This is a genomic window from Tyzzerella sp. An114, assembly GCF_002161055.1.
Taxonomy (GTDB): domain Bacteria; phylum Bacillota; class Clostridia; order Lachnospirales; family Anaerotignaceae; genus Fimicola; species Fimicola cottocaccae.
In genome coordinates, this window is record NZ_NFLT01000003.1 from 246,321 (window position 1) to 270,948 (window position 24,628).

General features: G+C 27.3%; 21 protein-coding genes. 20 read left to right on the forward strand and 1 reads right to left on the reverse strand.

The genetic code is table 11. From position 1 onward, the window contains the following. Positions 1-35 precede the first annotated feature (35 nt). The 5 genes from groL (at position 36) to B5E58_RS04435 (ending at position 6,399) form a co-directional block, all read left to right on the forward strand. Positions 36-1,658 (forward strand): chaperonin GroEL, encoded by a 1,623-nt coding sequence (gene groL / locus B5E58_RS04415; RefSeq protein WP_088108479.1) that lies wholly within the window; start codon positions 36-38, stop codon positions 1,656-1,658. A gap of 251 nt (positions 1,659-1,909) precedes the next feature. Continuing rightward, positions 1,910-3,451 carry a glutamine-hydrolyzing GMP synthase gene (gene guaA, locus B5E58_RS04420; protein WP_088108480.1) on the forward strand — a complete coding sequence of 514 codons (1,542 nt, stop codon included), beginning with the start codon at positions 1,910-1,912 and terminating at the stop codon, positions 3,449-3,451. A 258-nt stretch (positions 3,452-3,709) separates the two neighbouring features. Beyond that, positions 3,710-4,675 carry a DUF6017 domain-containing protein gene (locus B5E58_RS04425; RefSeq protein ID WP_088108481.1) on the forward strand — a complete coding sequence of 322 codons (966 nt, stop codon included), beginning with the start codon at positions 3,710-3,712 and terminating at the stop codon, positions 4,673-4,675. Between the two features lie 132 nt (positions 4,676-4,807). Further along, on the forward strand, positions 4,808-5,317 hold the full coding sequence (locus B5E58_RS04430) for a hypothetical protein (RefSeq protein ID WP_088108482.1): 510 nt from the start codon (positions 4,808-4,810) through the stop codon (positions 5,315-5,317). Positions 5,318-5,688: 371 nt separating this feature from the next. Further along, on the forward strand, positions 5,689-6,399 hold the full coding sequence (locus B5E58_RS04435) for a lipoprotein (RefSeq protein WP_088108483.1): 711 nt from the start codon (positions 5,689-5,691) through the stop codon (positions 6,397-6,399). 47 nt (positions 6,400-6,446) lie between these two features. Here B5E58_RS04435 and B5E58_RS04440 read toward each other — a convergent pair whose 3' ends face one another. After that, positions 6,447-6,935: a papain-like cysteine protease family protein gene (locus B5E58_RS04440; protein ID WP_088108484.1), complete on the reverse strand. Its 489-nt coding sequence runs from the start codon at positions 6,933-6,935 to the stop codon at positions 6,447-6,449. A 493-nt stretch (positions 6,936-7,428) separates the two neighbouring features. Here B5E58_RS04440 and B5E58_RS04445 point away from each other — a divergent pair, with 493 nt between their 5' ends. The 15 genes from B5E58_RS04445 to B5E58_RS04515 form a co-directional block, all read left to right on the forward strand. Beyond that, entirely contained in the window at positions 7,429-7,779 is a 351-nt protein-coding gene (locus tag B5E58_RS04445) for a fimbrial protein (protein WP_088108485.1), read from the forward strand. Between the two features lie 18 nt (positions 7,780-7,797). Beyond that, on the forward strand, positions 7,798-9,630 hold the full coding sequence (locus B5E58_RS13740) for a hypothetical protein (protein ID WP_242956593.1): 1,833 nt from the start codon (positions 7,798-7,800) through the stop codon (positions 9,628-9,630). Next, a complete protein-coding gene (locus B5E58_RS04455; RefSeq protein ID WP_088108486.1) occupies positions 9,630-11,165 on the forward strand; it encodes a lysozyme family protein in 1,536 nt (511 codons plus the stop codon). The genes B5E58_RS13740 and B5E58_RS04455 overlap by 1 nt, the downstream gene beginning before the upstream one ends. 113 nt (positions 11,166-11,278) lie before the next feature. Beyond that, positions 11,279-14,050, forward strand: a complete 2,772-nt coding sequence (locus tag B5E58_RS04460; RefSeq protein WP_242956594.1) for a VirB4 family type IV secretion system protein — start codon at positions 11,279-11,281, stop codon at positions 14,048-14,050. Between the two features lie 2 nt (positions 14,051-14,052). Further along, on the forward strand, positions 14,053-14,571 hold the full coding sequence (locus B5E58_RS04465) for a DUF5697 family protein (RefSeq protein WP_088108488.1): 519 nt from the start codon (positions 14,053-14,055) through the stop codon (positions 14,569-14,571). Continuing rightward, a complete protein-coding gene (locus B5E58_RS04470; RefSeq protein WP_143597233.1) occupies positions 14,564-15,193 on the forward strand; it encodes a DUF6100 family protein in 630 nt (209 codons plus the stop codon). The genes B5E58_RS04465 and B5E58_RS04470 overlap by 8 nt, the downstream gene beginning before the upstream one ends. Before the next feature lie 152 nt (positions 15,194-15,345). Beyond that, entirely contained in the window at positions 15,346-16,410 is a 1,065-nt protein-coding gene (locus B5E58_RS04475; protein ID WP_088108490.1) for a hypothetical protein, read from the forward strand. After that, a complete protein-coding gene (locus B5E58_RS04480; RefSeq protein ID WP_242956595.1) occupies positions 16,373-18,295 on the forward strand; it encodes a VirD4-like conjugal transfer protein, CD1115 family in 1,923 nt (640 codons plus the stop codon). Before B5E58_RS04475 ends, B5E58_RS04480 begins: the two co-directional genes overlap by 38 nt. 14 nt (positions 18,296-18,309) lie before the next feature. After that, positions 18,310-19,215: a S1 RNA-binding domain-containing protein gene (locus tag B5E58_RS04485; protein ID WP_088108491.1), complete on the forward strand. Its 906-nt coding sequence runs from the start codon at positions 18,310-18,312 to the stop codon at positions 19,213-19,215. A gap of 3 nt (positions 19,216-19,218) precedes the next feature. Continuing rightward, on the forward strand, positions 19,219-19,869 hold the full coding sequence (locus B5E58_RS04490) for an SAF domain-containing protein (RefSeq protein ID WP_088108492.1): 651 nt from the start codon (positions 19,219-19,221) through the stop codon (positions 19,867-19,869). A gap of 7 nt (positions 19,870-19,876) precedes the next feature. Beyond that, complete coding sequence (locus B5E58_RS04495; RefSeq protein WP_088108493.1) at positions 19,877-20,563, forward strand: hypothetical protein; 687 nt, start codon at positions 19,877-19,879, stop codon at positions 20,561-20,563. A gap of 4 nt (positions 20,564-20,567) precedes the next feature. Continuing rightward, positions 20,568-21,167 (forward strand): hypothetical protein, encoded by a 600-nt coding sequence (locus tag B5E58_RS04500; RefSeq protein WP_088108494.1) that lies wholly within the window; start codon positions 20,568-20,570, stop codon positions 21,165-21,167. Positions 21,168-21,172: 5 nt separating this feature from the next. After that, positions 21,173-22,117, forward strand: coding sequence for a hypothetical protein (locus B5E58_RS04505; RefSeq protein WP_088108495.1), 945 nt, complete (start codon positions 21,173-21,175; stop codon positions 22,115-22,117). Further along, positions 22,104-23,168 carry a sortase gene (locus tag B5E58_RS04510; protein ID WP_088108496.1) on the forward strand — a complete coding sequence of 355 codons (1,065 nt, stop codon included), beginning with the start codon at positions 22,104-22,106 and terminating at the stop codon, positions 23,166-23,168. Before B5E58_RS04505 ends, B5E58_RS04510 begins: the two co-directional genes overlap by 14 nt. A 285-nt stretch (positions 23,169-23,453) precedes the next feature. Then, positions 23,454-24,628: AAA family ATPase (locus B5E58_RS04515; RefSeq protein WP_088108497.1), on the forward strand; the 1,175-nt coding region annotated here is incomplete at its 3' end.

Below are 24,628 nucleotides of genomic sequence, written 5' to 3' on the forward strand. Positions count from 1 at the left end.
TAATTATATATTGATTTAATAGGAGGCAATTGATTATGGCTAAAGAAATTAAATACGGCACAGACGCAAGAAAAGCTATGGAGGCCGGAGTAAATAAACTTGCAGATACAGTAAAAGTAACACTTGGACCAAAAGGAAGAAATGTTGTTCTTGATAGAAAATTTGGTTCACCACTTATTACAAATGACGGTGTTTCTATTGCAAGAGATATTGAACTTGAAGACCCATATGAAAACATGGGAGCACAGCTTGTTAAAGAGGTTGCTACACAGACAAATGATGTTGCTGGAGACGGTACAACAACAGCAACAGTTCTTGCACAGGCTATGATACAGGAAGGTCTTAAAAATATTGCTGCTGGTGCAAATGCAATCATTTTAAGAAAAGGTATGCACAAAGCAACAGCTGCTGCCGTTGAAGAAATCAAAAAAATGAGCCAGTCTGTTACAACAAAGAACCATATTGCAAGAGTTGCAGCTGTTTCTGCAGCTGATGACGAAGTTGGTCTCATGATTGCAGATGCTATGGAAAAAGTAACAAATGACGGTGTTATCACTGTTGAAGAATCAAAAACAATGAACACAGAACTTGAACTTGTTGAAGGTATGCAGTTTGACAAAGGATATCTTTCAGCATATATGGCAACAGATATGGAAAAAATGGTTGCTGTTCTTGATGACCCATATATCCTTATTACAGACAGAAAAATTTCAAATATTCAGGACATTATTCCATTACTTGAACAGATTATGCAGACAGGAAGAAAACTTCTCATAATTGCTGAAGATGTTGAAAGCGAAGCTTTAGCAACATTAGTTGTAAATAAATTAAGAGGAACATTCACTTGTGTAGCTGTAAAAGCTCCTGGATATGGTGACAGAAGAAAAGCTCAGCTTGCTGATATTGCTGCTCTTACAGGTGGTCAGGTTATATCTGAAGAACTTGGTCTTGAACTTAAAGACACAACAATTGATATGCTTGGACGTGCAAAAACAGTAAGAGTTGAAAAAGAACTTACAATTATTGCTGATGGTGCTGGAAATAAAGCTGATATTGATGCAAGAATTACTCAGATAAGAGCATCTCTTGAGGAAACAACATCAGAGTTTGACAAAGAAAAACTTCAGGAAAGACTTGCAAAACTTGCTGGTGGTGTTGCAGTAATCAAAGTTGGTGCAGCTACTGAAACAGAAATGAAAGAAAAGAAACTTCGTATGGAAGATGCCCTTGCAGCTACAAGAGCAGCTGTTGAGGAAGGTATCCTTGCCGGAGGCGGTACAGCTTACATTCATGCTATTGATGAAGTAAGAAAAGTTGTTGATACACTTTCTGGCGACGAAAAGACAGGTGGAGAGATTGTTCTTAAAGCTCTTGAAGCTCCAATGCGTCAGATTGCTGCAAATGCTGGACTTGAAGGTTCTGTAATTGTTAATAAAGTAAAAGAACTTCCTATGGGAACAGGTTTCAATGCCCTTACAGAAGAATATGTTGACATGGTTGACGCTGGAATTATAGACCCTACAAGAGTTACAAGAAGTGCATTACAGAATGCAACATCTGTTGCTTCAACATTCCTTACAACAGAAGCTGTTGTTGCTGAACTTCCTTCAAAAGGAAATGATATGATGCCTCAGAACCCTGGAATGGGAATGATGTAATGATCTTCGATATATTTTAGATAATAAAATATTAAGGTAATATTGCCTCATATATTTCATAAGTGGTATAATATTTATGATAATATGTGAGGCTTATTTATTTTTATTAAAAAATAATAAAAAAATATGTTTTTATAATTAAAAATATTATATTGCAGTATTTTTAATTTTATTGTAAAATATCCTTTTATATGATAGGATATAAATAGTCGCTTTAAAAATAGTACAATATTTTTAACGGAGGTAAATCAATGAATCACGAATTAGTTATTGTTCTTGATTTTGGTGGACAGTATAATCAGCTTATTGCAAGACGTGTCAGAGAATGTAACGTATATTGCGAAGTTAAACCTTATACAATGCCACTTGAAGAAATCAAAGCATTAAATCCTAAGGGAATTATTTTTACAGGTGGACCAAACAGCGTTTATGATGAGGAGTCTCCTCACATAGCAAAAGAAATATTTGAAATGGGTATTCCTATTCTTGGTATATGCTATGGTTCACAGCTTATGGCTTATACATTAGATGGAAAGGTTGAGACAGCACCTGTAAGTGAGTATGGCCATACAGAAGTTGAAGTTGATACAACAGATGTTATTTTTGATGGTGTATCAGAAAAAACTGTATGTTGGATGAGCCATACAGACTATATCTCACAGGTGCCAGACGGTTTTAAAATAACAGCTCATACTCCAGTATGTCCTGTTGCTGCCATGGCTTGCCCTGAAAAGAATTTTTATGCTACACAGTTCCATCCAGAAGTTATGCATACTGCTGAAGGTATGAAAATGCTTAGCAACTTTGTTTACAAAGTTTGTGGTTGTGCTGGTGACTGGCAGATGGCTTCTTTTGTTGAAACAACTATTGAACAGCTTAGAGAAAAAATCGGTAATGGAAAAGTTCTCTGTGCTCTTTCAGGTGGTGTTGACTCATCTGTTGCTGCTGTTCTTCTCTCAAAAGCTATTGGTAAACAGCTTACATGTGTATTTGTTGACCATGGTCTCCTTCGTAAAAATGAAGGTGATGAAGTTGAAGCTGTTTTTGGACCAGAAGGACATTATGAGCTTAATTTTATAAGAGTAAATGCTCAGAAAAGATACCTTGATAAATTAAAAGGTGTTGAAGACCCTGAAACAAAGAGAAAAATTATTGGTGAAGAATTTATACGAGTTTTTGAGGAAGAAGCTAAAAAAATTGGTGCTGTTGATTTCCTCGTTCAGGGAACAATCTATCCAGACGTTATAGAGTCTGGTCTTGGTAAATCAGCTGTTATTAAATCTCATCACAATGTTGGAGGGCTTCCAGACGTTGTAGATTTTAAAGAGATTGTTGAACCTTTAAGAATGCTTTTCAAAGACGAAGTTAGAAAAGTAGGTCTTGAACTTGGAATTCCTGAATATCTTGTATTCCGTCAGCCATTCCCAGGTCCTGGACTTGGTATCAGAATTATTGGTGAGGTTACAGAAGAAAAAATTAAAATTGTTCAGGAAGCAGATTACATTTACCGTGAAGAAATTGCAAAAGCTGGTATTGATAAAGGTCTTGGACAGTATTTTGCAGCTTTAACAAATATGCGTTCAGTAGGTGTTATGGGTGACTTTAGAACATATGACTATGCTATCGCCCTTCGTGCTGTAAATACATCAGACTTTATGACTGCTGATGCTGCTCAGCTTCCTTGGGAAGTTCTCGCTAAAGTTACAAACAGAATAGTTAATGAAGTTAAAGGTGTTAACCGTGTAATGTATGATTGTACAGGTAAACCACCAGCTACAATCGAGTTCGAATAAAAAAATAAAGCTCAGAAATCCAGTAAAAATAAGGCTTTCTGAGCTTTTAGTATTTTGTTTGAGTACAGTTTGAGTACAATATTTTATGTTGTATAACTGTTAGTTTTGAAATTTATATGTATTTTTAAAAAGGTAAATTATTTTATATATAAAATTAAATAAAAATTATAAAAAGAACTTTTACTTATTATTTATAAATTTGTAAAAGTTCTTTTTTTTATGAAATAAAAAATGACTTGAAAAGGAGATAAATTAAATATGTTAGATAAATTTCAATTTGACTATTATTATGGAATTGAAGCTGAGCAATTTTCTTTCTACAGAATTCCACGAGTTTTAATTAAAGATAAAAAATTTAAAAATATTTCAACTGATGCAAAATTGTTATATGGACTTATGTTAGATCGTATGGCTATGTCAATGAAAAATGGATGGGTTGACGATAAAAATAGAGTATATATTATTTATACACTTGAAAATGTAATGGAGGACTTAAATTGTGGAAAAGACAAAGGAGTAAAAGTTTTGGCAGAACTTGATGATGTAAAAGGTATTGGATTAATAGAACGAAAGAGAAGAGGACTTGGAAAACCAGCAATTATTTATGTAAAAAATTTTATAGAAAATAAAAAACATATTTTTAATAAAGAATTTTATAATTCTGAAAATCAGAATTCACAAAATGAAGAAGTTATAAGTACAAAATATGGAAAAACAGAAGTCTTAACTTCGGAAAAAGAGGAAACAGAAGTTCTTAAATATGAAACTGTAGACTTCGGAAAAAGCGAAACTAATTATAACAATATTAAATATAACAATACTAAATATAACAATACAATCAATCCTATCAATCCAATAATGAATGATGGGATTGATTATTATGTTGATATAATTAAAAAGAATATAGAGTATGATTATTATATTAATTCTCAAAACATCTGTGATAGAAAAATTGTAGAAGAACTTTATAAAATTATTTGTGATATTGTCTGTGCAGAAAGGGAATATATTATTATAGGAGGAAATAAGTATCCTTATAAATTAGTTAAATCAAGATTTTTAAGTATTAAACAACATCACATAGAGTATATTTTGGAGTGTATGAGAAAAAATACTGTAAAGATAAAAAATATTAAATCTTATCTAATTTCAGTTTTATATAATGCACCTTTAACTATAAATTGTTATTACAATCAAGAAGTTAATCATGACTTATATGGATAAATATCTTTATAGTAAATAAAAATATATAATAATTAGTTTACAGTTAAATCTTTTTAAATTATATAAATGATAAATATTATAAATTAAATTTATATAAATAAATTTTTATTTTTATATAAAAAGGAGAAAATTATGAAGATAGATAATGATTTTGAAAATAAAGTTTTTCATAATACAGAATTACTTTTAAAAAATTATAGAGATGTTGTTTGGAGTCTAGAGGTAGCTATACATAATGTAAATAAAAACTTTTATATTGAGTATGGGTGTGATATAAATAGATTTTTAGATATGGCATATGATGCAGGAATGGAGCTTAGAGGAACGGATATAGAGGCACATACAAAAAGTATAGAAAAAAGTAGAAATATGCTTAGGATCGTTGATAGTGCGGTTGATTTACTTCGTAGAAAACATAAGAATGGAGAAATTTATTATTGGATACTTTATTATACATATCTTTCACCACAAGAATTATCAAATACAGATGAAATAATAGAAAAGCTTAATGATTATTTAAAAGATATATCAAGAAGTACATATTTTAGAAAAAAGAATGAGGCTATTTTACAATTAGGGAGACTTTTATGGGGATATACATCAAGAGAATGCTTTAAGGCAATTGAAGGGATTTATTTATAAAATTTCTATATGTTTTGTTTAAAAGCTTTTATTTTAAATAATAGTATATAGTAATATATTATGTTATTTACTAAATACAAATTATTATATAATAAAATTATAAAGTGTTTCTGAAAAGAAAAAATGATTAATCCTATTAAAATATAAAATAAAATATATTAATTAATAGATAAGAAATGATAAAACAATTTATTATCATATTAAAGATATAATGTAATCATTTAAAAAGTTTTAATGTTAAATGATAAGTATTCCAATCAGTAATGATTTAAAGATTTTATTTTTAATTTTTAAAATGAAATTTATAGTAAAATAAATTTAAAACAGTTATAATGAAATTAATACCTTTATATGGAAAGGAGAAGATTTTTATGAAAAAGATACTAGTATTATTGTCTTTTGTATTTTTATTAACAGCCTGTACAAAAGATGAATTAAAAACATCATATTTGCAGCAATTTGTAACAGAAGATACTACAATATTATGTTGTTTTGATTGTTCGGAAGATAAAGAAATAACAAAAGAAAGAGTCTTACAGCAACTTGATATTGAAATGGATTTTTTAGAAAAAGAATATGAAATTATTGAACCTCAAAAACCAGAACCAAATCAGGTGTATGAAGTTATATCAAAAGATGAATCAAAAGATCATTTTAAAGTATATTATATAAATAACACAGGTATTATTACTGCTAAACGTGCATTTATAAATAATGCAATAGCAGTTGCTAATCAAATAGAATTAGAAACTGGTGAAGAAATTTATGCACCTATTAAATGGGGAACTTATATAGTAAGATATGATATTGGTCAAAAAAACATACAAGAAACAGATACAGAATATATTAAAAAAGCTGAAGAATATATACAGAGTATATTTCCTTATTTAGATTTCAATAACTATACATTAAAAGTATCAGAAGGTGATGCAGGTCAAATAATTTTTAATTATTATACAAAAGAAGCGTTAGAAAAAAATCAAATATATGATTTTAGCTGGATTTCTCCATTAAATGATACACATATTGATATTATTATATCAAACCGTGATTTATTAGATACATTTATTTACAATAAATAATATTTAAAAGAGGCAGAGAAAAAATCTCTGTCTCTTTTAATAAAAAGTTATTGAGCTTTCAATACTATTTTATTTTTAATTGTTTCTCCATAAGTTTCCATTGGTTCAGCTAGATTTGTATTTGTTCTTGCACCAGGGTCTTTAATTAAATATGCTGAAAAACCACTTTTGCTAGTATCAAAGCCATTTACTAAAACATAATGTCCATTTAACTGGCAAATTACAGGTGTATTGTTGTCAATTTCTGCTGCCATATCTGAAACTATACTCCAATTGAATTTTGTACCACCATATGTAATTGTGTTGTAAGTTAAATCGCCATTATTGTTTGTAGATTCATCAATAACTTTTCTTATTACACTAGCTTTATCTGAATCAGATGTTAGACCTTTTTCTTTACAAATAATCATTGCAGCACAGCAAACCCCACAACCATATGTTCCTACAGTTGTATTATTTTTAAATCTAATATCTTTAAAACTACTTCCACTTTGATTAATATAATAATCATTAAAATCAATATTTACATCTCTCATAAAAAATTCCACCTTTCTAATTAATATATTTTTAAATTTTCATGAATAGCATTTCCATAAGAGTATAATAATTTAATATTCACTACAATTTATGGATATGTGTTTCATCACTTTATAAAGATATTTTATTTATAAATTTGTAAACCTAAAATATAGATTTATTATTTTTATTGAATTTTTAATTGTATTATTAACAAGAAAAATTTAAAATATATTGGATTTTGAAAAAGAATGAAATTATTATGTTAGATTTATTTTTATGTTAAATATTGCACTAAAAATATGAAATAAATTTCATTAATAATATTAGTATATTCAAGTATATTTTGACACTAAATTGATACTGATAAGAAATTTACATAGTATTTAATATATGATAATATATTATCGTGGTATTTTATAAAAACAAAATATTATATGAATAAATTAAGGCATTTGATTTTTAATCAGATGCCTTTTTATATTCAAAAATATAATTTATAGGAGGTAGTATATGAAAAAGAATATTAAAAATTATACCATACAGTTATTCTATATAAGTTTTTGTACATTAACAACGCTTATATACACAGCTGAACCTGTACTAGGAGCAACTATTTGGGAAAAAGCAACAGAGATTATGAAAGATGTTTATAGCCAAATAGTTACCATATCAACAATAGCAGCAGTTGTAACAGCAGCTATTGCATTATTAATGATGAACTTTTCAAGAAGTGGTCGTACTGTTGATGAATCAAGAGCATGGCTTAAAAGAATAGTTATTACTTGGGCGATTATAAATGGTCTTGGATTTATTATGGCTTATATAACACCATTCTTTGAAGGTGGTCAATGGACAGCATAAATAAATGGAGGGATACCCTTGGGAATATTAGATGGTATTGTAGAATGGATTGCTACTCAAGTAATGAACATTCTTGATATGATTAATACATCTGTTCTTGGAGCACTTGGTTGCGATATGGAAACCTTTATAAGATATTTTCCGGCAGCAGAAACATTTTACAGTATAATTGTAGCAATATCTATAGGATTGCTTTTATTAAACTTGATTTTTCAGCTTTTTCGTAATTTTGGTATTTTATCAGGAGGAGAAGCAGAAAATCCCGTTTCTTTAACAATAAGAACTATGATATTTTTATTTTTATCATTATATGCTGATGAAATATTAAATATAGTATTGAAAATAGGTGGGACTCCATATGCTTGGCTTATGACAGAAGAACTTCCACCATTAGACTTCGCTAATTTTAATTCGGTTTTACTTACTATTCTAGGTACATCGTTAAGTGGTTCTATTGCATTAATTGCATTGATTTTACTTATTATTTTGGCTTGGAATTATATAAGACTGTTATTTGAAGCAGCAGAAAGATATGTACTTTTAGGCGTTTTAACATTCACTGCACCACTTGCTTTTTCTATGGGTGGCTCTCAAAATACAGCTAATATATTTAAAAGCTGGTGTCGTATGTTAGGTGGACAAGTTTTAATGATAATAATGAATGTTTGGTGTTTAAGAATATTTACTTCTATGTTTGCAGGCTTTATTGCAAATCCTTTATCATTAGAAAATGGAAATTTTCTTATTTGGTTTTTATGTGCAGTTGCATTTTTAAAGATTTCTCAAAAAGTAGATAGTTTTGTTCAAATGCTTGGTATAAACGTAGGAACAACAGGAAGCTCTATGTTAAGTGAAGGAGCTATTGCTTTAAGAACAATAGATAAAACAAGAAAGAGTTCATCAGTAGATAAATCAGAAAGTAATAATTCAAGTAGTCAAACTGCATTTTTACAAGGTGGTTTGGCTGGAGCTGTTGGACGACATTTTAGTCAAAATGCAATACAAAATATAACAGGTAAAAGTGATAGTATATCATCTAATATAGCACGTTCTGTTTATAATTCATCTATACAAAAAGGTGGAAGTTTTTCTACTGATATAATAAGTAAAGTAGCTAATGGTGATATAGAAAAAATAGGTGCTATTAAAGGTAATGATGCAGTACAGGCTTTTGAGTCATATATGGGTATGAATAATTCAAACATTAGTAGTGTATCAAATAGCAGTATAGGTGAAAATACTGACTTTTCTAATATACAACAGGAAAAAGGAATAGATTTTAATAATATGGAAATGTCAGCAGAACAAGTAATAGCAGAATATCAACAAAATACAGGAACTGTTTATGAACCTTCATTAAATAGTAATGCTGTATCTTTAGAAAATACAGTAGATTCAATAAGTAGTAATGAAATAGGAAATAATAATAATGTATTAGAAAATGGGGTGATTGCAGCTCAAGAAAATATTAATTTGAATAGTATAAGTGGAGGAAGTCAAGTTGTTTATGAAAATACAGGCAAAGGTATACATACATCATCTGGAAACAATTTAGATACACCTGTGTACAGTAATATAGAAATCGGTGGTGGAAGAATTATAGGTCAAGAAACATCAAACAATTCAATAGAAACAAGAGAATTTGCAATGTATTCAACAGATAAATATATGCCACCTTCAAAAGGTGATTATAAAACAGTAACAGCAATAGATGGTTCAAAATGGTATCATCAATATGCACAACCAACAGTTATAAAAGAACCATTTATGAAAGAAGATGGGAAAATACAATATCATGAACATATAGAAAATAAATTACCTGAACCACCTAAAAGGAAGGATAAAATATAATGAATATAGGTTTATTTATAAAAGCTTTAAAGCATAGTAAATACGTACCCATATCACTTATAGAACTTTTGTGGGAACAGAAAGAAAATATTGGAAAAGCTATAGCTGGACTTAGTTTTATACTTATTTTACCTATTTTATTTATATGTATGCTTCCTTCGTTTTTATTTGGAAGCTTTGGTTCTTTAGATGCTTTAAATAATCAATCGGTTATTATGAAAAATATTCAAGAGTATCAATCAGCTATATGGTCTGTAATAGATGAAGCACATGATAAAATTTTAGAAGACATACAATATAAAATAAATGCACTTGATGAAAGTGAAAAAGGTATTATATCTGATAATTTTAGTTATGGAACAGTTAATACTATGCTTATATTAAGTCAATATTCTGTTTTTAAAGGAACAGAAGAATTTAATACAGATGATGTAATTAGTATAATAAAAACTCATATTGATAAACTATTTTATTATGATGTTAAAACCTTAAATGAAAATGGTATAAAAACATATACATATATTGTTAATTATATAGGTGATGATTATTTTGTAGATAATATATTTAAACTAAATGAGTTTGAGAAGAAAATAGCATTATATTATACAGAAAACACACAAAAATTTCTTTATGGAAATAATCTTGGCTCTGTATCATCACAAGTTAGTGATGAAGTATTAGAATATAGTGATTTAATTAGAAAGTATGCAAAACAGTTTGGTATTAGTAATTTTTTTGATGTGATATGTGCAGTTATGATGGCAGAAAGTGGAGGAAGAGTTCCTGATGTTATGCAAGCAAGTGAATGTCCATATAATAAAAAATATCCTACAAAGTCTAATGGTATTACTGATCCTGAATATTCTATAGAAGTTGGTATACATTATTTATCAGATTGTTTGAATTCCGCAGGCTGTATCTCGCCAAGCCAGACAGATAAATTAAGTTTAGCATTACAAGGTTATAATTTTGGTAACGGATATATAAGTTGGGCATTAGAGAAATATGGTGGATATTCAGAAAGCAACGCTATTGAGTTTTCAAATATGATGAAAGAAAAATTAGGTTGGAATACATATGGAAATCCTAAGTATGTTAGTAATGTTTTTAAATATCTTATATTTTCCAGCAATGGTAAATGGGGTTCACCTTTTATAGGTAAGGATTGGAATAGTGCTGTTTCTTCAGAGTTTGGATATAGAACTGACCCTATAAATGGCAGTAGTGCTTTTCATGAAGGATTAGATATTGCTTATCCAACAGGTACACCTATAAACGCTATATCTGGTGGAGTTGTAACATCGGTAGTATTTTCAAAAACAGGTTATGGTAATCATATAAGAGTTGATTGTGGTGAAGGAGTGGTTGTTTTATATGCCCATTGTAGTGATATATTTGTTACAAAAGGACAAACTATTACAGCAGGACAAGTTATTGCAAATGTAGGGGCAACAGGTAGGGTAACAGGTCCACATCTTCATTTAGGTGTTTTATTAAATGGTAATGAGGTAAATCCAAGACAGTATATTAACTGATAAACAAAATATTAATTAGGAGGAGGCGATAAATTATTTCAAAATCAAAAGATGAAAAAGACATTTTTTTAATACCACCCAATTTTATAAATGAAGGTTCATTATTTGGTGGTATGTTAAAACTAAGAAATACGATAGAAGCTGTTGTTTTTGTATTTGGAGTATCTATTCCAATATTGAAAATAACAGCTTTAACTTTTAATGAAAAAATAATTATACTATGTTTAACAGCGTTACCAATAGGCATATTTTCATTAATAGGTATTGGGGATGAAAGTTTAACATCTTTTCTTATTAACTTTTTTAAATTTATAAAATCAAGAAGAATTATTTGTAAAGATGATACTATTATAAATCAAGAAGAGAAAAGCGAGCGATTAATATTTAAAGATATGGGTGATTTACCTGAAGAATACGATGAAAAAACAAAAAAATATAAGAGTATAAAAAATAAAAATACATATATAAATGACTTTTTTCCAATAGAAAAAATTGAAAATGGTATATGTTATTTGAAAGATAAAAGATATATAAAAATAATAGAAATTGAACCTATAAACTTTCTTTTAAGAAGTAGTAGAGAACAAAGAAATATTATTTATTCCTATATGTCGTATTTAAAAATCAGTCCTGTAAAAATGCAGATAAAAGTTGTATCAAAGAAAGCTGATATAAGTAATCATCTTGAAAAAATTAAGTCTGATATAAATAAAGAAGAAAATGAAAAATGTAAAATACTATTAATGGATTATTATAACTTAATTCGCCGTATCGGTTTAAAGGAAGCTGTAACAAGGCGTTTTTTTATTGTTTTGGAGTATGAACCTATATTAGGAAGCAATAGAAAAAACGAAGAAAGAGATGCTATTTCACAGCTTGAAATTGCTGAAAGAACAGTACAAACATATTTAAGTCAATGTGGAAATAATATCATTGAACATAAAAATCAAGAAGAATTTATGACTGAGCTTTTCTATATTATATTTAATCGTAAAAAGAGTAATACTATTCCTTTTACTGAAAGAGTTTCTGAAGTTTTAAGCAAATATATGTTACAAGAAGATAAAAGCATTATAGATAAAATACCTGTTTCAGATTTTATAATGGCTGATGAGATTAGTATTAAAAAAGGAAATTATATAGAAATTGATGGTTTATATTATGGATATTTTATGATACCCTCTGATGGATATAAGTCACAAGTTATAGCAGGTTGGATATCATTACTTGTAAATGCCGGAGAAGGTATAGATGTAGATATTTTTATTAAAAAAGAACCTAAAGATAAAATACAGTTTAAATTAGGTCAACAGATACGTATTAATCGATCTAAAATACGTGAAACATCTGATACTAATACAGATTTTGATGATATTGATAGTGCTATTCGTTCGGGATACTATTTAAAAGATGGTATATCAAACAATCAAGATTTTTATTATATGAATATCTTAATTACAATAACAGCAGATAGTATAGAAGAACTTGAATGGCGAGCTAATGAAATGAAAAAACTTATGGTTTCTCAAGATTTACATATAAAGCCTTGCTATTTCAGACAAGAACAAGCATTTTTATCAACACTTCCACTAAATAAAATTGAAAAAAGTCTTTATGACCTTTCAAAAAGAAATATACTTACATCTGGTGTTGCATCCTGTTATCCATATGTAAGTTTTGAAATGAGTGATGATAATGGCATATTACTTGGAGTAAATAAATACAATAACTCACTTATAATTATTGATATTTTTAATTCCCAAATTTATAAAAATGCTAATATGGCTATATTAGGTACATCAGGAGCGGGTAAAACATTTACTATGCAATTAATGGCATTAAGAATGAGGGAGAAAAATATGCAAGTTTTTATACTTGCACCATTAAAAGGTCATGAATTTAGACGAGCCTGTAATAATATAGGTGGTGAATTTATACAGATTTCACCGGCATCATCAAGCTGTATTAATGTTATGGAAATAAGGAAAACGGATAGAACTATAAATAACAGTATTGATGGTGAAAAAACAGAAGAGCGTTCAGAATTAGCATCTAAAATTCAAAGATTACATATATTCTTTTCTTTATTGATACCAGATATAAGTCATGAAGAACGTCAACTTTTAGATGAGGCATTAATAAAAACATACAATTTAAAGGGTATTTATCATCAAAATGAGTCTTTATATAATAAAAATGGAGAATATAAAGAAATGCCTATTTTAGAAGATTTGTATGAAGTGCTTATAGAAAGTGAAAAAACAAAAAGATTAGCTAATATTTTAAATAGACTTGTACATGGTTCAGCAGGTACATTTAATCAACAGACTAATGTAAGTCTTAACAATAAGTATATTGTACTTGATATTTCAGAACTTACAGGAGATTTATTGACAGTTGGAATGTTTTTAGCTCTTGATTATGTTTGGGATAAAGCAAAAGAAGATAGAACGAAAGAAAAAGCTATATTTATAGATGAGGTTTGGCAACTTATAGGAGCATCAAGTAATAGACTTGCAGCAGAGTTTGTTCTGGAAATATTTAAAATAATAAGGGGTTATGGTGGTTCTGCTATATGTGCAACTCAAGATATAAATGACTTTTTAGCACTTGATGATGGTAAATACGGAAAAGGTATACTTAATAATAGCAAAACTAAAATTGTTTTGAATTTAGAAGATGAAGAAGCTCAAAGAGTACAATCTATATTAAATTTAAGTGATACAGAAGTTATGAATATAACACATTTTCAAAGAGGAAATGGTCTTATATTAACAAATAACAATAATGTTACTGTTGAATTTAAAGCATCTGCATTAGAAACTGAAATGATTACAACGGACAGAAAACAGCTTAAAGAATTATTAAAACGAAAGGAGATGTAAAAGTGATTGATATTAATAAACAAGGTACAAAAGAACAAAAAATACTTGAATTAGTTTCTGAATATGGTGCTTTAGACTATAAACAAATTCAAACATATTTTAAATTAGATGAAGTAACATTCAATAAGATTTTAAAAAGTCTTCAGAAAAAAGGAAGACTATATATTGATGAAAATAGTAATACTATAAAAGCAGATAAAAACTTAGCATATAATATATCAGTAAAAAATAGTTTTTATATTGTACTTGATTTTATAAATGAGTGTAACTATCACGGTATAAGTCAGTTTCCTGTTGTTTTGGAAATGTATATGAAAGGTGAGATATATAGTGTTTTCTATTGTTCTGAAGGTAATGAGGTTATGATTTGTCATAGTATATTAAATATGAAAGAGAATACTAATTTTAAACCAATTATTATTTTACAAGAAATAAGTCAAATGGAATATATAAATATTTCAAATGCATTTTTCTGTATAGTAGATAAAGAAGGGAATGTGGAATATTACACTTATGAATAGTTATCAAACATCGTTATTAAATAGAATTAATAGGCTGAAAGATGACATAACACGTTTTAAAAATTCTGTTTGTGCTTATGAGATTACAGATGCAACAAGATACCCTGAAAATTTTGAAAGTTTAGGTGTTGATATGGCAATGAAAGCAGAAGCTATTGCTTGTTCTACAAGAAATATTGTAGCTTCATTTCCTGTTAATAACAGAAATAAAATATTAAAATTAGCTACAAATGCACAAGGAATAGAAATTTCTGAAATAACTAATGGATATGAAATAATTATACCTTGTTTACTTCCTAAAAGAGTCAATAGAAATAATTCAGATTTTTTACTTGAACCATTATCTTTTGCGTTAGAAAATTTTGCAAAGTCAAATAACATAGAAAGAATTGAAAATGCTTTAATATGTTATATATATGAATATGAGAATGATATACCTTTAAGAAAAATACGAGATTATGATAATTTAGAAACAAAAGAAATTTTGGATATATTAAATACATATTTTCTTATTGATGACAGTGGTTTGTTTTGTGAGCTTCATTATAGTACTAAGATAGGAAACAGAACATGCACAAGAATAAAAGTTTGTAAAAACATAGGTCAGATTTCATATCTCTAAATATAGCATTAAAAAATAATATTTGGGGATAGGTCAGAACTTTTTATTTAGTTAGTAAAATCCATACTTTGAATGCTATATAAAGATTAAAATTCAGACCAAGTTTAGGAGTATTGGTTAGAAGTTATATCCTATAAGGAGATGATTTTGAAATGATACAAACAGAGTCAGTTGCCTATGAAATTTTACAGCTTTTATCAATGACAGGAGAAATAGGTGATGGACTTTTAAAAATTGTTATACCACAATTAGAATACAGAAAAAAAGTATTACAAAAACTTAAAGCGGAAAATATGATTACTAAATATTATAAAGATAATTTAAAAGGATATCGACTTACAATAACAGGCAAAAGATTTATTTTACAAAATAATAGTAATCGTTTTGAATATTTTTTAAAGAGTAATGCAGACTCGTCTATGCGTAGAAGTGATAAAAGCCATAGATTAAGACAGCATAGAATTTCAGAAATACTTGCTGTCATATATTTATCTGATATAGATATTTTTAGAGATAAAAAACCGGATATATTTAAAAAGCAGGAAGAAAATATAAATTTTGTAAATTCTGCTTTTTTTATTGCGAAAGAATTAAAGGATATGGGCAGTTTTTCAACTAAAATAATAAGTTCAAGATTAATAGGTTTATGGCTAAATAATAAATCTATATGGATTTGTTACCATTATGATAGTATGAATTCTTGGTTCTCCAATATTGAAAAGCGAGCAGATATTTTTATACGCTCATTATTAAAAAGATATGAGTATACTAATTCAGTATTATTTTATAATAATTCGTTTACAGAATTATATTCTGATAATAGTAAACTATGGGCTAATATACTTCAGTCACCATTTAAAAAATTTTGCTGTGTACCTATAAATGATAAAGGCATTATTCTTTTAAAACTTATTAGTAACAATAAAAAATATGAGTACTTAATCGATATTTTAAAAGAAGATTTAATTGAGTTTAATAACAGTAAAGTTATAAACGATGGATATAATCAAAATGAAGAACCAGTTTTGATTTTGATCGATTTTGATATAAAAAAATTACTTTCATTTATAACACAGCTTAGATATACAAAACAAAATGGCGAGATTATATGTTTTGATTTTCAAAAGGAGGATATTTCAAAATATTGCAATGAAACAGTTAAAATTTCAACAGTTGATTTTGAAGTTTTTAGAGAAAATTTCTTTCCGAAAAACTAAGTTTATATTTCTCATATTAATTATTGTTTTACCTATATTTTATGGAGGTGGATATATTGGACAGTTCATAAAAAACTATAATATATGGTCTTTGAAAGGTGGTGTATTGGGGGATGGTACATCACCTGATTTTCCAAAAGGAGAATTTTTATATTGTATAATACAGACTTTTTCAAAAGAAGGTTTTATTGGTTTATGTATTGAATGTATTGCTATTGGTGTTTTAATACTTTTTATAATGAATATGGGTAAAGGTGAGCAAATAGAGTATGACAGAGAAAGAAATATTAAATATTCATATAAAGGTACATATGGTACATCAGGATATATGACTAAAAAAGAAATGAAAGATTTACTTTATATAGGCGATATAAAAAATACAGACGGCACTATCCTTGGAATTGTGGATAAGAATGTAGTAAGTATACCTGTAAAAACACGAATGAATAAAAATATTGCTGTCTTTGGTGCATCAGGCAGTATGAAATCCAGAGCATTTGTAAGAAATATGATTATACAATCAGCACTTCGTGGAGAAAGTATGGTTCTTACTGATCCTAAATCAGAATTATATGAAGATATGTCTTTATATTTAAAAAATAAAGGTTATAAAATATGTGTATTTAATTTAGTCAATCCACAAAATAGCGATAGCTGGAATTGTCTTAATGAAATAGAACATGAAGAACTTATGGCTCAAACTTGTGCAGATGTTATTATTAAAAATACAAGTGGTGGAAAAACAGATCACTTTTGGGATATGTCTGAACTTAATCTTTTGAAGGCTCTTATATTATACGTTGATGCTGAAATGAATGAAAACCGAAGAAATTTAGGACAGGTTTATAAAATGATAGCAGAATTAAATGAAAAAGAGTTGGATGAAAGATTTAATATTTTACCTAACCATCATCCTGCAAAAGGTCCATATAACATATTTAAACAAGCTGGAGAAAAGGTTAGAGGTGGAGTTGTTATTGGTCTTGGTGCAAGATTACAAGTTTTTCAAAATGAAGCTATAAGAAATATAACATCATATAATGAAATAGACCTAGTTAAAGCAGGAACAGAAAAATGTGCATATTTTTGTATTACAAGTGATCAAGATTCTACATTTGATTTTTTGTCATCTTTATTTTTTTCTTTTTTATTTATTAAACTTGTTCGATATGCAGACCAAAAGGGTATTAATGGCAGTCTTCCTATACCTGTAAATTTTATACTTGATGAATTTCCTAATATAGGAGCAATACCTGATTTTAAAAAGAAAATATCAACTGTAAGAAGTAGAAATATAAGTATATCTTTAATATTTCAAAATCTTGCACAGTTAAAAAACAGATATCCGAATGATGAATGGCAAGAAATATTAGGAAACTGTGATACACAAATAGCTCTTGGTTGTACAGATGAAATGACAGCAAAATTTATTTCAGAACGTACGGGAGAGATTACTGTTGAAATTGGAACAAAATCAAGACAGCTTAGCACTTGGAGAATAAGCAACTATACTCCAGATTATAGAGAAACAAGCTCTGTTGCTAAAAGAAAACTTTTAACATCAGATGAAGTTTTAAGAATGCCACTTGATGAAGCACTTATTATTTTAAGAGGACAAAAAGTTTTCAAAGTAAAGAAATTTGATTATACAAAACACTATGAAAGCAAAAAATTTGAAAAACGAAAGGTTAGTGACTACATACCAAAATGGAGAATTAATTACAATAAATCAGTTTTTGTGAAAGAAGATACAACTTTAGAAATAACTACAAAAGACATTTCATATGAAATTAAAAAAGAAACTGTAAAAGGAGATGTTAATATACCTACTGCCAAAACAGTAAAGTCTATATCTAAAAAATCATTAATGACTAATAAAAACTAAGGAGGATTTAAGTTATGGAAGAAAAAAATATTAGTTTACCTATACTTACTATTGAAAGTGGAGATATAGTTGAAGAGACTTATGATAAAAAGGAGAAAATATGGCATCAAATACAAAATGCATATATGAGTAAAAGAATGCTTTCAGGTGTATTAAGCGGTGTTGAGAATACAGAAAATGGCAGTATAGCAGTTGTATATTACAAAGATTTTAGAATTGTTATACCTGTTGATGAAATGATGTTAAATCTTTCTGATAATTCAGGTTATGGTGATTTAAAAACAAGACAATTACGTATTTTAAATCATATGTTAGGTTGTGAATTAGATTTTATTATACTTGGACTTGACAATAAAGAAAAAAGTGTTGTTGCTAGCAGAAAAAAAGCAATGGAAATGAAACGTAAGAAGTTTTTCTTATCTGAAGAAAATCCAATGATAACAAAAAACAGAATTGTTCAAGCAAGAATTATTGCAGTTGCTGAAAAAGTAGTACGAATAGAGGTTTTTGGTGTTGAGTGTTCTGTACCTGCAAAAAATCTTTCTTGGGAATGGATAGGAGATGCGAGAGAAAAATTTTTTGTGGGTGATGTTGTATTAGTGCATATTACAAATATAGAGATTAATTCTGAAACAGATATACATATTGAAGCAGATATGAAAAGTATTACTAAAAATGAAGTTTTAGAAAAATTAGAAAGATGTAAAATACAAGGTAAATATTCAGGTAAGATTACTGATATTTATAAAGGTATTATATTTATTAAACTTGATATAGGTGTTAATGCTATTGCTCATACTTGTACTGACCGTAGAATTCCGGGAAAACATGATGATATAACTTTTGTTGTAAATAGGCTTGATAAGGAAAATGGTGTTGCTGTTGGTATTATAACTCGTATTATACGACAAAATATTTAAGTTATGAGAAGTAGAGTATATTGTGCTGTTGGTTGTTTTTTATTAGCTGTTATATTACTCTTTGTATGTATTCCTATAACAATAACAAAAACATATCCTGTTACATATGCAGTTACAACGACAAAAGATATAAAAAAAGGTGAAAAATTTGTATATGAAAATATTAAATTTACAGAGATAGGAAATAAAAATATGCCTAATATATTAGTGACTGATATAAATGATGTTTTAGGAAGATTTGCATCAGTTGATATAGTTAAAGATGATATATTACTTTCATCAAAAATAAGTCAAGTACCTTTTATAAATGGTAAAGAAGCTGAACTTCTTCCTAAAGGAAATGAAACTGTTATTACTATGGTAAAAATACTTGAGGGTAGTGAAATAACTGAACTTTTAACGGGAGATATTATAAAAATGAATGGATATGATGATGGATTGGTAGATATTCCAGCACTAAATTTTGTTCGTGTAATATCGGTTGTTAAAACAAAAGATGATGTATCTATAATAACTGTATCTGTCAATGAAAAACAGAAAGAATTTTTGAAAAAGCATAATAAAGATACATTTTATGTATCTATAATTTCAAGAAATAATGAAGAGTTGGCTAATAATCTTTTACAACAGCAAGAAGAATATTTTAAGGAGTGAGAAATATATGGCAAAGCATATCGCTGTATTTGGTAGTCCTAGTAGTGGTAAAAGTGTATTTTCTGCATTAATTGCAGACTTAATATCAAAAGACAAAAAAGAAGTTATATTAATAAGTGGAGATAAGATTGTGCCTATGTTACCATTCTTTTCTAAAGGTAAGAACGGTTTAGGTGGTCTGTTTTCTAACGAACTTAATTCTAAAAATATAGTGAAAGCTGTAAATATATTAAAGGAAAATACTAGAATAGGTATTATGGCTTATGAATTAAAAAACAAAAAAGATTATACTTTTGAACAACTTTCTGTATTGAGTGATTTTTTGGATAGTATTGTTGATGTTATAATATGGGATTGTATGTCAGATGTAAATGACATATTTTTTAAGTTTGCAATTTATGTATCAAATTTAAATGTTTGTTTAATAACAGCAGATTTAAAAGGGTTGCTTTATTATAGAACAAATGAAGAATATTTCTCTAGAATAAATAAATTAATTTTTGAAGGTATATCAAAACCATATTCAACTCATGAAGAAGTAAGTAGTGCAATAGGTGGCTTTGATGGTGTATTACCATTTACAAAAGAATTAGAAATATATTCAATGGCAGGCGTTATATTTTTAGGCAAAACTATTTATCACAGACTTTATAAAGAAGCTCTTGAATTAACTGTTAAAAAACTTGAGGTGTAACACTTTGAAAGACAATTTATATAAAAGTCTTAATGTAAATACTGAAAGTAACTTTAAAAAATTAATGTACTTAGGATATGTTTTACTTTTTATTATTGGTTTTTTAATAGGTTATATGTTAAATAATATTTATCTTTCTTTTATTTTAGGACTTGATTTTATAACTGTAAGAAAAGGTTTTATAATTAAAAAGCATTATAAAATAAGGAGAAAAAACAGAATATTTATTTTAAGTCAGATGAGAGAACATAAAGATATAAATTTAGATATATTAGATAATGATGACCCTATGAGAATAGAATTTGAAAAAATAGAAAGTTTAATCGGATACGGTGTTAAGGAAGTTATTTTTAGAAAATGGCTTTCTTTTTTACGTTTAGAGGAAAAATATGAAATAAAAATAAGGAAAGTTTCTATTATTTTAATAACTATATTTATTGTATTTCTGGTTTCTATGTTAATGCTATCTATACTTTTTCAAGAGTTTAAATATGTGCTTATATCAGAAAAAGGAAAGGATTTAATATCGTTAAATTGTGTCCTGTTTTTTATATTTTTAAATATATCATTATATTCTTATAAAGTTTTTGATAAAAGGAAGTGATAAAAATGAATTTTAAAAAGGTTTATATAATATTAATAACTTTAGTAACAACATTTTTTTGTATAAATAGTGTTTATGCAGAAGATAGCCAAACAAAAAGCTATATGAAAGATGGTAAGTATTATATAGAAAAAATATATACTTTGAAAAATACAGAAGATATAACAAGTTTAATGGGCAATACATTTGAATTAAATGGTTATACATATCATCAAGTAGATTTAAAAAGTGAGCCATATATTGAAAAACTCACTAAAAATATAACAGAACCTGTTGAAGTAAAAGTATCATCACAAAGTACTTCTCAAGTAATATCAGGTCTTGGAGAAACTAAAGTATATTCTGATGATGAAGGATATAACGGAACTCTTAGTCTTAACAAAAATGATATTCAATATACAGCAACAGGATATACAACGAAAAGCTATACAAAAACAGATACTAAAATATATTATGGCTTATCTTCTATGGATACAAGTCAAATAGTAAAAACCATATGGAGTGGAGGAGTTGCTATGACTTTATATGATATAGAATGGATTGGAGATAATAATTTAGGTACAGGTGATACAGCAATAGGTAATAATTATAATGCAAAAGCTTTTTATTCAGGAACTTATGATGTCAAAACACCTAATGGATATATAGCTAAAACGTCATTTAATGGTACTGTTGAAAAAGAATTTTCTGATAAAATAATCTATACCATTACATATATAGGTGAAAAAGTAGAGCCACAAGTGATAGAAATTGAAGAAAATGAAAATGATTTACCTTTATGGTTTATTGTTATGGGTATTGTATTCTTTATAATATTGTTATCTGGTTTAACAATATTATTTAAAATTTTTAAAAGAAATAAAAATAATAATGAAATTTCTGATATAGATTTCTTAGAAGATACAGAGCTTAAAGAAAATATGGAGGCAAATACAGATGAAAAAAATTAAATATATATTATTTATAACAATAGCTATTTCAACAATGTTTATATCAATAGCTTCTGGAGCAGTATTTTCAGATGTTTTAGGCCATAAAGATGAGGTTTATATAACAGAATATAGCACAAAAGGATATGTTACAGGTTACCCTGATGGAACATTTAAGCCTGATAAAACGATTACAAGGGCAGAAGTAGTAACACTTTTAGAAAAATTTAATCTTTATGAATATAATCAAGCTGATACAAATTTTACAGATGTTTTTTCTAATGATTGGTTTTATGAATACATTAATTCAGCTGTTAAAAGTGGAGTAGTAAGTGGATATAATGGAAATATATTTAAACCTAATAATAATATAACAAGGTTTGAAGCTATATCTATTATATCTAACTTTGTGAGAAGTGATAATTATAATAGTGTGCAATTACCATATGATGATACTGAAGAAATACCTTTATGGGTTAATAATGCAGTCAGAAATCTTTATGGTGCAGGAATTATTTCTGATTATGACAATAATATAATAAATGGTAATGAATATATAACAAGATCAGAGGTTATAAGAATGCTTGCAAAGATAATGGAAAAATATGACTGGGATATATCAAAGATTGCATCGACTGCTCTTGAAAGTGCTACTAATCCATTACCACAATCAACAGAAATAGAACATGATATATTAGGTTACTTAACAATAGAAAGTATAAATATAAATGAGTTTCCTATAAAAGATGGTGCAGACCTTTCAACAATAAAAACAGCTATAGGTCATTTTTCAGAAACACCTATTTGGGACGGAAATGTAGGACTTTGTGCTCATAATAGAGATTATAAATATGATTTTAGAAATTTAAAAAATATAGAAATAGGAGATACTGTAACATATGAAAGTCGTTTTGGAAATCGAAATTATAAAGTTACAGTTATAAAACCTATTCAAGAAACAGATTGGAGTGATATTGTTCAAGAAACAAAAGTAAATACCATAACAATGGTAACTTGTATTGAAGAACAGCCTACAAAACGATTATTAGTACAAGCGGTGCAAATAAATTAAAAATTTTGTTGTTTTTCCATTACACTGTTTGTATAAGTGTATATGGAAATTTAGGAGATAAATATAAAAAATCAATTTTTTAGGCATTAGTTTCAAAAGTGAGCTTAAAACCTATTGATTTCAATGGTGAAAAGTTATCTTATAAAATGTTTGTATATTTTAAATAAAATATATTTTTAATTTTTTTAATAATTAAATTAAAAAAAAGAACAAAAAATGACTAAAAATATATTCAATTTGGATATATTATATAATATAATATTAATTATTAAAAGGGGTGATAAAGTGAATAATATAGTTAGATTAAAAGAAATTACAATTCAGAATTTTAAGAATGTTAAAATGGGACAAATAAATTTTATAAATAAAAGAAAAAATTACCGTGCTAGTGTTTTGGGGTTATATGGTCAAAATGGTTCAGGTAAAACGGCATTAATAGATGCAATACAGCTTTTAAAGTATGCTCTTTGTGGAAATCAAATACCATCATATATGGCTGATTATATAAATGTTGACGAAGAATATGCTAAATTAAAATATGTTTTTAATATTAAATCATCTGATGAAGAATATGAAGCATTTTATGAGTTTAATATTAGAAAAGAAGAAAGTTTTGAACATCAAAATATAGTTGTAAACAATACAAATAAAATACCAAAATTAGTAATTTTTAATGAAGTTTTAAGTTATTCTTTTCAAAGTAATTCAGAAAATAAAAGGAAAGAAACTCTTATAAATACGAATACAGAAAAAATCTTTGTTCCCGATTTAAAATATGAATGTCTTATAGGTAAAAATTCTGCAAAAAATATGGAATTGCTAGTTGCAAAAAATATAATAATGAACTCTTCGAGATCATTTATATTTTCAATAGAATTCCTTAATGTTATACGTCAGCGATTAGATTCAAATAAAAATAATACTGAGTTTATTAGACATTTAAAATTATTAGAGTCTTTAGTTAATTATGGTAATTTTGAATTATTTATAATAAATACATCAAATACAGGTATTATTAGTATGAATGCATTACCATTAACTTTTAAATATGAAAAAAATAATAGTGGTGCAGTTGGACAAACAATGATTTCTCTTGAAAATCCTACAGTTATTCCTAAAGAAACAGTAGATATTATAAAAAATGTAATATCCAATATGAATATTGTTCTTAAACAGATAGTTCCTGGTTTGACAATTAGTTTAAAAGAGTTAGGTAATCAACTTTTGGAAAATGGTGAAGTTGGAGAGTTAATTCAACTTATGTCTAATAAAAATAGTAAGGATATACCTTTAAAATATGAGTCAGAAGGTATTAAGAAAATTATTTCTATACTTCAGCTCTTAATAGTAATATATAACAAACAATCCATAACTGTTGCTATTGATGAAATTGATTCTAAAATAGATGTATGGATTATATGTAAAATACTTTATTTTATTATGCTTTTTATATTATGTAT